Here is a 12441-nt window from a genome sequence, read left to right as displayed (position 1 = left end):
GTAAAGATAATGGTAGAATGGGAAGCATCCTAGTATTGTTTACTTTTTCTTTTGAAGATAATGTGATACCGTTCTAATGAACGAAGGTTTGGGGTGTTAATGAAATGATAAATAAATTCGTCGTAATTGATTTGGAAACAACGGGAAACATTCCAAAAAAGGGTGACAAAATTATCCAATTTGCTGCTGTGGTCATTGAAAATGGAAAAATCACAGAAAAATTTTCGTCATTAATAAATCCGAAAAAATCCATTCCAATATTTATTGAAGAATTGACCGGCTTAAATGATGACATGGTGAAGGATGCTCCCCTATTTTCGGAAATAGCAGAAAAGGTCACGGCTTTACTGGATGGGGCTTATTTTGTTGCACATAATGTGTTATTTGACTTGTCTTTTCTTCAGGAAGAATTAATCCAATCGGGTCAGGAAGGGTTCTTTGGCCCTGTTCTTGATACGGTGGAAATGGCAAGAATACTTTATCCGACAGCTGATGGTTATAAGTTATCGGATTTAGCAGAGAAAGAAAATCTTAATCATGATCGCCCCCACCAAGCTGATAGTGATGCACAGGTAACTGCTGAGCTTTTCTTAATTCTTTTAGAACGTTTGACATCCTTACCTAGAGTAACGCTAAAACAGCTTGCACATCTTTCTGGCGGTCTCAAAAGTGATCTACAGCAGTTTCTTGATGAAATACTCGTAAACAAAGATGACTCGATTGAACAATTTTCGGAGTCGTTCGAGATTTTTAAGGGGATAGCCTTAAAAAGGCTTTCTGAGCAGTCAGGAACGAAGGATGAAGGTAAAGAATATCAATATCCTGCAAGTGAGGATGAAAAAACCGAGCTAGTAAAACAAGCCTTTGCAGCCTTTGAGAAGAGGACAGGCCAATTTACCATGATGGATACTGTGTATCAATCCTTTCAAAATGAAAACCATACATTGATTGAAGCTGGAACCGGTGTCGGAAAATCACTTGGGTACCTGCTGCCGATTGCCTACTTTTCAAGGCAAAAGGAGCTTCCTATAGTTGTAAGCACGCATACCATTCAGTTACAAGAACAAATTCTAAAAAATGAAATCCCGATCTTAGATAAAATTTTGCCCTTTAAGCTTAACTCTGTTCTCCTAAAGGGTAGGAATCATTATATTAGTTTAGAAAAGTTTAATCAGACACTTGTAGATGATAGTGATAATTACGATACAGGGTTAACCAAAATGCAAATTCTTGTTTGGCTGATTGAAACTGAAACAGGTGATCGGGATGAGTTAAACCTATCAAGCGGCGGGCAAATATTCTGGAATAAAATTAAGAACGAACCCGCTATGTTTATGCAGAACCAAGCTTGGCAAGAAAGAGATTTTTATTTGAAGGCCAAAAGAAATGCACAAACTGCCGATATTATTATTACCAATCACTCTTTGCTATTAAGTGATATTAAAGGAGAAGGCACAATTTTGCCCGATTTTTCTTTCGCTATCATTGATGAAGGACATCATTTTGAAAAAGTAGCAAGTCAGTTTTTTGGTCATACATTAGATTACTTATCCACTCGGCTCTTATTGGGTCAATTTGGTGTTTTAGAACAAAAACAGCTCTTTTATGAATTAGAGAAGCTAATTGCTTCTGTACCAAAGAAACCTGAGATGATGGCACCTGCAACTAAGTTAAATCAAATAAATGTTGACCTTGCTTTTGAAACAGACGAATTTTTTCAATTGATTGCAATTTTTGCAAAAGCCAAGCTTACAATTAAAAGAGGAATTAACCGTGCCAAGGTGCGCTTTTCTCTTCAAGACGAGGTAAAAGAAAAAAAGGCACTTGTACATAGTGCAGAAAGGTTTGCCTTTTTACTTAAGGATTTTCATTCAGTCATTATTGAACGACTCGAATGGATCAAAAGGGAAAGTAATTCGTTAACACGTTCCCAAGAAAATAAAATGGAAGAAATCCAAACCTTTCTAAATGATCTATCAGAATTAAGAGACACGGTTATTCATTCCTTTATTAAAAAAACGAACGATGTAAAATGGATTGAAATAGATATTCGTTCACCGCAAAATGTTACAACCTTTATAGCTCAGCCAGCATCTGTGGCCGACCAACTAAAGGCACAATTTTTTCAACTTAAAAAAGCGGTAGTGGTCACTTCTGCTACTTTGACTGTGAATAAATCATTTGACTATATCATGAAAGAAATTGGACTTGATCCAGTTTCAACGATACAGTTGAACATTCCGTCGCCATTTGAATATAATCAACAGGTACAACTCCTAATACCTGAAGACTTACCAGAAATAAACACGGTATCGTTAGAAGATTATGTCATTTCAATTACTGAGCATATCATCACAATTGCAGAGGCAACAAAAGGAAGAATGCTGATTCTATTTACCGCCTATGACATGCTAAAGAAAACCTATGAATTAATTAAAGAAAGTGGTTTTTTGCATGACTATGCAATGATTGCCCAAGGGATAACCAGTGGCAGCCGAACTAGGCTAACTAGAAATTTCCAGAGATATGATAAGGCATTATTGCTAGGGACAAGCAGTTTCTGGGAAGGGGTAGATATACCTGGTGAGGACCTATCGTGCCTTGTAATTGTTAGGCTGCCATTTAGTCCCCCTGATGAACCTTTAACAGAGGCAAAATGTCAGTTAATCGAAAAACGCGGGGGTAATGCTTTTTCTGAATACTCACTGCCAGAAGCGGTCCTAAGATTTAAACAAGGATTTGGTCGGTTAATTCGTACGGAAAATGACCGTGGAATTATTGTGGTTTTTGATAAAAGAATTGTAACGACCAAGTATGGTAAGGCCTTTTTGAAATCAATTCCCAATGTTCCCATAAAAAAGGGTAAGATGGATGATTTAGCTGAAATTATTGACTCTTGGTTATAATAAATCAGTCGGACCAATTGTTTAATATACTGGATAATATTTGGTAAAAAACACATCCTATAATATGGGAGGTGTATCATGAGAACCTTACTATTATTACTGTCCATATTCATTCAATCGACACTCATGGTAGAGGCATCAAAGACGACTACTGTAAATAATATTGAAAACATTGACTTAAATATTAAGGATCATGAAGTTGCTGTTACTTTTTTAGGCCTGTCTGAAGGTGATTCAACCCTTATTCAAGGCTCAAATGGTGAAAATATCTTGGTAAATGCCGGCGGGAAAGAGACGGATGCAGAATTGGAAGGATGGCTTTATCTTTATGATGTGAAGAAAATTTCGAAGCTAATTCTTACAAAGAACAATCTCGAGCTTTCAGAAAAACAAATCAATAAGCTAATAACGAAGTATAGTATTAAAGAAATTATCACAACACCGGAGTTATCTGCCCAAATAACAAACAAACTAGGCTTACCAAATAAACCTGCAGTCGTCACCTGGGGTGAGGGCACAAAAAAAACCATTCTTCCGGAGTTGACTGCAGTGGTCCAATTTGTTGGAAATGAACCCAATGAGGGCATGGATTTGACACTGGATTTTTTTAATCACCGCATTTTCCTGATGACTTCATTTACACCACATGCGGAGGAAACCTTGATGAAGAAAAATTTGGAAAATGTTAATGTTTTTAAGATTCCTAATTGTGCAATGGAGGACTCTTTATCTGAAAAATTAATCCAGTATTTAAATCCGCAAATTTCGATTCTATTTGCACCGGAAGAAGAGGAGCATGACCCAGATATTCTTGTCGATCTCCATGAAACTTGGTCAGAAATCTATACTACCAAAAAACATGGTACCGTCACGATAAAATTCACCGATTCTAACTATGAAGTAATAACGATCCCTGTAGAAGAGGGTAACTAAGAAAAAATTAGAAAAATTCATATAATCACAGACCCGCTTTTTGCTTCCACCTGTTATAATAATGGTTGAGATTTATCAATTATTGTAGAGAAATAGGCAAATATTGGAGGAAAACGGATGGAAAGTAAAATTGAAGTGTTATCAACATTAAAAATCCAGCACAGTCCGGATTTGTATAAAATTGTTGATGCCCTTAATCGAACCTTGAAGCAAAAAGATCTTATGTTTGGATTGGCACTTGATCAAGAAGATAAAAATACAGCGATTTTTACCATTTATCGTACATAAAGAAGTGAGTGCTTATGAAAAAGTGGATTATATTTATAGTAATATTTATAGTAGTGATTTTTGGTTTATTAATAAAAGTGTATTTCACATCTGTGGATCCTGTTAAAGCTGCAGAGAAAAAAGCGGTTGCCCTAGCCAACAAGGAAATATCTATAAAAGAAGTTGAGGATTTTCATATATATAATGGCATAGAAACTGTTAATGTCATTGAGGGAAAAAGTAATAATGGTGAAAAAATTATCGTTTGGATTCCTGAAAAAAGTAAAAAAGTTTACGTGAAAAAAGCAAAGGATGGTTTATCGAAAGAAGAAGCCATTCAGAAACTTTTACAAGAAAAAAGTCCTAAAAAGGTTATTTCAGTGAGACTTGGCATGGAAAAAAATATCCCCTTGTGGGAAATATATTATCGTTCTAATAATAATTTAATAAATTATTATTATGTTCACTTTGAAACAGGTGAATGGCTAAAGAAGATCGAAAACCTATAGATGTAATGGAGAATGGAGGAAATATTTATGGTAGTGGAATTAGCAAATCGTGTGAAGGCACTTACACCTTCAACAACATTAGCAATTACTGCAAAAGCAAAGGAATTAAAGGAACAAGGTGAAGACGTTATCGGTTTGGGAGCAGGTGAACCTGACTTTAATACTCCACAATATATATTAGATGCTGCGTCCCAATCTATGAAAGAAGGGCATACGAAGTATACCCCATCAGCAGGCTTACCTGCATTAAAAAAAGCAATTATTAAGAAATTTGAAGCGGACCAAGGGTTAACATATAAACTGAATGAAATCATTGTAGGAAATGGAGCTAAACACGTTCTTTATACATTATTTCAAGTCCTATTAAATGATGGGGATGAGGTAATAATCCCTACACCATATTGGGTCAGCTATCCAGAGCAAGTCAAATTAGCAGGCGGCGTTCCTGTGTATATCGAAGGATTAGAGCAAAATCAATTTAAAGTAACCCCAGAGCAATTAAAGAGCGCCATTACGAAAAATACGAAAGCTGTTATAATTAATTCACCTAGCAATCCAACGGGTGTGTTGTATACAGCTGAAGAACTTTATGAGTTAGGCAAAGTTTGTCTTGAGGAAAATATTCTCATTGTTTCAGATGAAATTTATGAAAAGCTAGTTTATGGGGAAAATAAACATGTTTCGATCGCACAACTTTCTCCAGAATTTAAAAACCAAACCATTGTAATTAATGGCGTTTCTAAATCACATTCGATGACAGGTTGGAGAATCGGGTACGCGGCTGGAAATAAAGTAATTATTGAGGCGATGACAAACCTCGCAAGTCATAGTACATCTAATCCGACAACAACAGCCCAGTATGCAGCAATCGCTGCTTACAATGGCTCACAGCAGCCAGTAGAAGATATGCGCCAGGCATTTGAAAAAAGATTATCAATAATTTTTGATAAACTAGTAGCGATTCCCGGTGTAACATGTGTGAAACCGCAAGGAGCATTTTACCTTTATCCAAATGTAAGAAAAGCTGCTGAATTGACAGGATATCAAAATGTTGATGCTTTTGTTGAAGCCTTGCTGGTCGATGCCAAAGTCGCTGTTATCCCAGGTTCAGGCTTTGGAACTCCTGACAATATTCGACTCTCCTATGCAACTTCTTTAGAATTATTGGAAAAAGCAGTGGAGAGAATCCACCAATTTGTTACATCCAAATCAAGCATTGTCAATAATTAAAAACGTAAAAAGTCTGCTAAGGTCTGCAGGCTTTTTGCTTTTAGTTACCAAAGATGGATGCCTAAAACTCTTACTCGGATAATTTGTTCGTGGTATACTTAACTGGAGGTGTCCTAATGATGAAAACAAACTTTTTAGCATGGATTCAAGAAGGTAATATCACCGTTCCAACATTATTATTTTCTGAATACCGTAATCTAAATTTAAATGAATTTGAACTTGTTCTTTTATTAAATATACTAACCTTTTTAGAAAAGGGGCATGAATTCCCTACACCAGATGAGTTATCGGCACGAATGACGATTTCCATTTCGGAATGTAATGAAATGCTTAGAAAGTTGATTCAAAGAGGTTTTATCGAAATTACCGATGAATATACAAATGAAGGTATCCGATATGAAAAGTATTCTGTCATCCCTTTATGGGAAAGACTTGTTGAACATTTCTTGAAAAATAATAAAAGTAATAAGGAAACAGATAAGAAAGCAGACGAAACCGACCTTTATACTTGCTTTGAGAAGGAATTTGGCCGACCGTTATCTCCATTTGAATGTGAATCCCTAGCCATGTGGATGGATGATGATCATCACGACCCAATTATTATCAAAGCAGCTTTACGGGAAGCTGTAATGTCTGGAAAATTAAACTTCCGGTATATTGATAGAATTCTTTTTGAGTGGAAGAAAAATGGGATAAAAACGATAGAGCAAGCGAAAACCCATGGACTTAAATTTCGTCAAAAGCAAACACCTAATGGAACTGTGAAGGGGGAAACACATCAACCAACTGTGCCCTTTTACAATTGGTTAGAACAATAATTTTGATTAACGAGGGAGTTATCTCTCGTTTTATTCATTTTAATAATAGTAGGTGATAGATATGTTGAATAATACCCAAATCCGTTATTGCCTTGATCAAATGGGTGCGATGTTTCCAGAGGCCCACTGTGAATTAAATCATTCAAATCCATTCGAACTAGTCATTGCTGTGGCCTTATCGGCACAATGTACCGATGTGCTCGTAAATAAAGTGACTAAATCGTTATTTGAAAAATACAAAACACCTGAGGATTATCTTGAGGTTTCACTAGAAGAATTACAAAACGACATACGTTCGATTGGCCTTTACCGAAATAAAGCTAAAAACATTCAAAGCCTTTCCCGAATGGTATTAGAAGAGTATAAAGGTGAAATCCCAATGGATCGTGATGAGTTAACAAAGCTGCCTGGTGTGGGCAGGAAAACAGCAAATGTAGTTGTGTCCGTTGCTTTTAATGTACCTGCTATAGCAGTAGATACTCACGTTGAAAGAGTGAGTAAGCGTTTAGGGATTTGCCGTTGGAAGGATTCTGTACTCGAAGTGGAAAAAACATTAATGAGGAAGATCCCAAAAGACGAATGGTCAGTTACACATCATCGCTTGATATTTTTTGGCCGCTATCATTGTAAAGCCCAAAATCCACAATGTTCAAGCTGCCCACTAGTAGGGCTATGCAGGGAGGGTAAAAAGCGGATGAAAGGTCAGGTATCTATCAATGGATAAAAAGGTTAAGAACATTTCCAGCCTATTGAAGGAATGGGAAAATAGTAAGGTCCAACTCGAAGCATTATTTCGTGAACGAGATTATCAAAACGCAAAAGTGTTGATGGAAAAGGGAATTTTAATGTTTATTCAGTTCTTGTCTTGGTCAAATGAATTGCCTGCAACTCTGGATGAACCTTTTAACTCTAATAAATTTGAGTTTAAACCTGTCAATGTGGAAGAACGGTTAGGTTTTATCATGTCTAGACCAAATCTATATCATTCATATCGGCAGTTATCAGAGTTAATGGTTGAGCAAGAAAAGCTGTATTCGAAAAGAAGTATACTAAAAAAAGCGTCTAAACCTAAAGGTTAGACGCTTTTTTACTATTCTTTTTAGTTAGGGTAATGTTGTAGGTGTACCTGAATTTGCTCCATTTACTGTCCCATTGTCGACCGGGGTATCTGGTGGAGTAGTAACGCCGTCATCTTGGTTGTCAGTGCCTGTGCCATTACCAGTACCATCACCATTACCAGTATCGTTGCCAGTACCATTCCCAGTACCAGTACCATTCCCAGTACCAGTACCGTCGCCATTACCAGTACCGTTGCCATTACCAGTACCGTTGCCATTACCAGTACCGTTGCCATTGCCGTTCCCGTTTCCATTTCCTGGATTTGTACCATTGCCAGGATTTGTATTACCTGGGTTTTCTTCTTGAATAGGTAGTGGTATATCAATTGCAGCAGTTGCTGGATTACTAGTTCGATCACCACTGATTGCCACAATCGTGAAAGAATATTTAGTACCAGGTACGGCAGGGATGCTTAAAGATGTTTCTGCTTGATTATATTGCTTTTGACCAGTCCCGCTATTTACCGTTACAGAGAAAGTAACATTTGCCTCTTTTGAATTATTGTAATCCCATGTTAAGGTAATATTTTTATTTACTTCATCATATTTGGCATTTAGTTTTTTCGGAGCATTCAGTTTGTCATACCTTTGGGAGACACGTTTAGGTGCATGACCTTTCACAGCATACTCAGTAATAACTTGACTTCCAGGGGTATATTTACTTGCCAATACCGGCGGCATAGAGCCTCTTTCAATACTTACTCTTTGAACGCTGTTTGGCATAGTAAAGTCAGGTGTATCGATATCCTTTGATACATGTTCCATTAAGTTTTTAAAAATTAATTGGGCTAAACGTTGATTATTTCCGACCGCGTTGATAGGTGTACTTCGGTTTTTGTATCCTGTCCAAATAGACGCAGTGTAATTAGTTGTATATCCAGTAAACCAGGCATCAGGAACGGACCTGCTGCTCGGAATACCCCATTTTTGTATTTCCTCATCTGTATAATTCGTTGTACCGGTCTTACCGGCGATTGGAAGTCCGGGAACTTTTGCCCTTGTTCCTGTTCCAGGAGATACGAGGACACTTTTTAACATATCGGTAATCATAAAAGCGGTCGAATCTTTCATTACCACTTTTGGTTCAGGTTCTGTGCTAATAAAGGTTCCATCACGCAACTTGATTTTTCTAATAGCATGTGGTTTTGTATAAATGCCATTATTGCCAAAGGCGCTATAGGCACCAGCCATTTCAAGTGGGGAAACCCCCGTTTTAAAACCGCCAATTGCGTAGGATTCAAAAATTTCTTTTAAAGGAATACCTAAACCAACTGCAAAGTCTTTCGCTTTTTCAAGACCAACCTGCTGTAGAGTCTGAACGGCTGGTGAGTTTCGTGATAATTGCAGTGCAGTTCTAATCGTCATCGGTCCTTTATAGCTTTGGTCCCAGTTCCCAAACTTTTTCCCAGATGAATAGGTTATTGGTTTATCCTCAATCATTTCAAAGGTTCCCCAATTTAAATATTCAATCGCGGGAGCATAATCAAGCACAGGCTTGATTGTTGAACCTGGTTGACGTTGTGTATCGATGGCATAGTTAAACCCACGTTTTACTTTCTGGTTCCTTCCGCCTCCAATTGCCCGAATTTCTCCAGTTTTTGTATCAAGGAGAGCAACCCCAGCTTGGAATTCATCATCAGGATAATCAATAATGTCTGATTTATTAAGAATATCTTCAACATATGATTGCGCATCTGGATCTAGAGTCGTATGGATTGTTAAACCATCTGTAAAGATATCAAAATCAGACGTTTCTTTCACTTCATCAATAACAGCATCAACAAAGGAATCAAATGGTTTTTCTTTTACTTGACGCTGCTTTTCATTTAATACAGTTGATTTAACAGAAACCTTTTTCGCATCTTCCATTTCTTGTTTTGAAATATAACCATGCTGATGCATTAATGTTAGGACGATATTTCGTCTCTTCTCAGCTAAATCAGGATGATCGAATGGGTTATAATTATTAGGACTTTGCGGCATCCCAGCAATTTGGGCAGCCTCTGATAATGTTAAATCTTTTAATTCTTTTCCATAATAAATTTTTGCGGCAGTTGCAATACCGTGGCTATTTTCAGAAACATAAACCTTATTTACATACATCTCGAAAATCTGGTGTTTAGTATATTGCTGTTCAAGCTGATAAGAGAGCCAGGCTTCTTCGACTTTCCGCTTTAAGGTTTTTTCGGGAGTTAAAAATGAGTTTTTAACCACTTGTTGTGTGATTGTGCTGGCACCTTCAGATCCAAATCCATGTTGGATATTAGCTAACACAGCACCGCCTAATCTAATCGGGTCAATACCATGGTGTTTGTAGAAACGGTAATCCTCGGTTGCCAAAATGGCATTTTCAACTACTTGTGGTATGTCTTTGTAATTTACATATTCCCGATTAACTGCACCTACTTCAGTAATCAACTTGTCATCTTTATCTAAAATCTTCGAAGGGATTGGATCTTTTAATAATTTTGGGTCAAGTACGGGAGCATCCTTTACTAAGTAGGCGAAAGTCCCCACTCCCGAAAGTATTCCAATAATACCAAGGGCCACTAAGGTTAGAAAAATTTTCTTTATTAATCCACCCGATTTTTTCTTGGTTTTTGGTTTACCTGTGGTTTGGAGTTTCTTTCGGCGCTCCTCTCTTGATTGGTACTGTTCTGACATGGTAATATTCCTTCCTTTCAGGCCTTTTCTCAATTATGAAGCTTATCTATAATTTTAATATAGTCAATTCGCGGTTGAAAACCAAGTGGGATCTGATGTCCTTGTAGTTCCACTTCCTCTTTGGTTATTGATTTTCTGCCGCCATTATTCATTCGTTTCCAAAATGTTAACAAGTGTTTTGCTTCGAGTAAAAAAACCTGCTCATATCTTGTAAAACGAAGGATAACAAAACAAATACCTCCTTGATCCAGGACTTCTTCCATATGCTGTATCTGGTGTTGATGGAAATTCTTTAATGGAAAAGAGGTAGGGTTCTGTGTTTCTTTAGCTTCGAAATCAATATACTTTCCTTTATAAACACCATTATAATCCGTGGTGGAGGCAAGTTTGAAATATGCCTCTTTAATTACAGCAGCACTGCGGTTTGGATAATCAACTTGGACAATTTGAACCGGCGTTGGTTTCTTATGAATAACAGCTACTTTTCCCGCACGGTAATATTCATTTGTCTCATTTAAATCTTCCTCAAGTGTCATTCCTCTGTTACTATAAGAGCCATTTTTCTTTTTTTTATTATTGATATTTTCTGTGTTCTGTTCTCTTGGTAAGTATCTTTTTCCATTTGGATAGTTAAAGTTCACGTTTTACACCTCTCAAACTCTTCCTTATCATATCAAATCTTGAAGAGAATGGGGTGTATAAAATACATTTGCGTACACACTCTAATAACAATTGTACTGTGACTGCTAAATTTATACATGATGCATTTCTCATAAAAGAATTTAAACTCAATCATAGTACTAATAATCTATTAAAAAAACTTAAGGGAAGATGAATATGAATCATCTTACAATACAGGAACGAACAATCATTCGTCAAATTCAAGAGGAAACCAATAAAAAAAATGTCGATAATATCTCAAGGACTGAAGCATACTTTTCTTTTTTTAAGAAACATCCAGATATCATTTGGTCTTTCTTAGCAAGCATGGTATCTAGGAATGGGGGGTGGAATATGTGTGACCTCCAAGGGTCAATATTTCCTCAATTATTAACGGACATGACGAGAAAGCAGCTTTTCCTTACCTATGAGCGGGCAAATTGGTTGATTTTCCATGATGTCTATCCCCAGTTATTGGTCTACCAATATTCGACGAAATTAAATCGAAAAATGTTTCATTTACTCCCTTATTTTCATGTTTCTACGTTTATCCAAAAAGAATGGTTCCGATATTGGAAAGAAAATGATAAGAACAGACTGACCACTTCATTAATCATAAATGAACAAAATGTCATTCAAACACCGGTTATTGATCACCCTCTATATAAGAAAAAGGTTTTCCAATCGAAGCTTTTTTCTTTTCAAGATTGGTTTCATTTCAGTTGTGTACTATTTCCAACCTGCGGGGGAGAAGTATATGGGGCAAGTGCAAATGGTTTCAAATCACTTTCAAAAAGAATCAACCTGGGTAAAAGACTAGCCAGCATACTTTTTCATCCACGGCTATTTCCTTATTTTTATGAATTCGCTGAAAAAACGCCGCATACTGGTTCAAGAAATGATTATGAACAATATTTTAAAATAAAAACTGGCCTGAAAACCCCGATTTTGCGAGTGAGTTTCCCAGTTATAAAGCATAATCAACATAAATATGAGGATTGGAGTACGCAACGCAGGGTATCCCCCTTCTTGTTGTATCTTCCCGCACGACATCGTCACCCCATTCACCTTACTGATTGGTACTTTGCTAAATCAAACCAACTTCAATTAATGTTGGCCCTCCAAAAGACCTTGCAGCTAAAAAAATGGAAATAAAAAAGCAGGGGAAGTGTCCCTTGCTTTTTGGTTGGTTGTTATTCGGCAGGTCGGTTTTCTCCCACAAGCTTTTTATCACCGTAGCCTGTTTTTGTTGCTGCATCAGATTGAACTGTTTGCTGCTTTTTGTTTTGTTTATTATTTTTTGACATTAAAAAACACCTCCAACAATAGCTTGTGC

The 12441-nt window shown here is 36.8% G+C and carries 11 protein-coding genes; 9 read left to right on the top strand and 2 right to left on the bottom strand.

Annotated features, from left to right (window positions below; translation table 11 throughout):
- Nucleotides 1-104: 104 nt before the first annotated feature.
- From dinG to ACSU6B_RS13995, 8 genes are all read left to right on the top strand, one after another.
- Nucleotides 105-2906 (top strand): ATP-dependent DNA helicase DinG, encoded by a 2802-nt coding sequence (dinG, locus tag ACSU6B_RS14030; RefSeq protein ID WP_410886069.1) that lies wholly within the window; start codon nt 105-107, stop codon nt 2904-2906.
- 78 nt (nt 2907-2984) lie between these two features.
- The gene (locus ACSU6B_RS14025) at nt 2985-3839 is read left to right on the top strand and encodes an ATP-dependent DNA helicase (protein WP_410886067.1); all 855 of its coding nucleotides are present in this window, start codon (nt 2985-2987) and stop codon (nt 3837-3839) included.
- Nucleotides 3840-3956: 117 nt separating this feature from the next.
- A complete protein-coding gene (locus tag ACSU6B_RS14020) occupies nt 3957-4127 on the top strand; it encodes a YpmA family protein (protein ID WP_410886065.1) in 171 nt (56 codons plus the stop codon).
- Between the two features lie 14 nt (nt 4128-4141).
- Complete coding sequence (locus tag ACSU6B_RS14015) at nt 4142-4615, top strand: cell wall elongation regulator TseB-like domain-containing protein (protein ID WP_410886063.1); 474 nt, start codon at nt 4142-4144, stop codon at nt 4613-4615.
- A gap of 33 nt (nt 4616-4648) precedes the next feature.
- Nucleotides 4649-5845, top strand: coding sequence for a pyridoxal phosphate-dependent aminotransferase (locus ACSU6B_RS14010; protein WP_214997632.1), 1197 nt, complete (start codon nt 4649-4651; stop codon nt 5843-5845).
- A 116-nt stretch (nt 5846-5961) separates the two neighbouring features.
- Complete coding sequence (locus ACSU6B_RS14005) at nt 5962-6663, top strand: DnaD domain-containing protein (RefSeq protein ID WP_410886061.1); 702 nt, start codon at nt 5962-5964, stop codon at nt 6661-6663.
- 61 nt (nt 6664-6724) lie between these two features.
- Nucleotides 6725-7387: an endonuclease III gene (nth, locus tag ACSU6B_RS14000; protein WP_410886059.1), complete on the top strand. Its 663-nt coding sequence runs from the start codon at nt 6725-6727 to the stop codon at nt 7385-7387.
- Entirely contained in the window at nt 7380-7742 is a 363-nt protein-coding gene (locus ACSU6B_RS13995; protein WP_410886057.1) for a YpoC family protein, read from the top strand. Before nth ends, ACSU6B_RS13995 begins: the two co-directional genes overlap by 8 nt.
- 24 nt (nt 7743-7766) lie before the next feature.
- On the opposite strand, the gene ACSU6B_RS13990 is transcribed toward ACSU6B_RS13995, so the two are convergent.
- Nucleotides 7767-10445: a transglycosylase domain-containing protein gene (locus ACSU6B_RS13990; protein WP_410886055.1), complete on the bottom strand. Its 2679-nt coding sequence runs from the start codon at nt 10443-10445 to the stop codon at nt 7767-7769.
- 29 nt (nt 10446-10474) lie between these two features.
- Nucleotides 10475-11086: a Holliday junction resolvase RecU gene (gene recU / locus ACSU6B_RS13985; RefSeq protein ID WP_410886053.1), complete on the bottom strand. Its 612-nt coding sequence runs from the start codon at nt 11084-11086 to the stop codon at nt 10475-10477.
- Between the two features lie 196 nt (nt 11087-11282).
- Here recU and ACSU6B_RS13980 point away from each other — a divergent pair, with 196 nt between their 5' ends.
- Nucleotides 11283-12260, top strand: a complete 978-nt coding sequence (locus tag ACSU6B_RS13980; RefSeq protein ID WP_214997597.1) for a DUF2515 domain-containing protein — start codon at nt 11283-11285, stop codon at nt 12258-12260.
- The last annotated feature ends 181 nt before the right edge of the window (nt 12261-12441 follow it).

The sequence above is a fragment of the Neobacillus sp. C211 genome (assembly GCF_051842875.1).
Lineage (GTDB): Bacteria > Bacillota > Bacilli > Bacillales > Cytobacillaceae > Neobacillus.
This window is presented reverse-complemented; position numbering and strand designations above follow the sequence as displayed.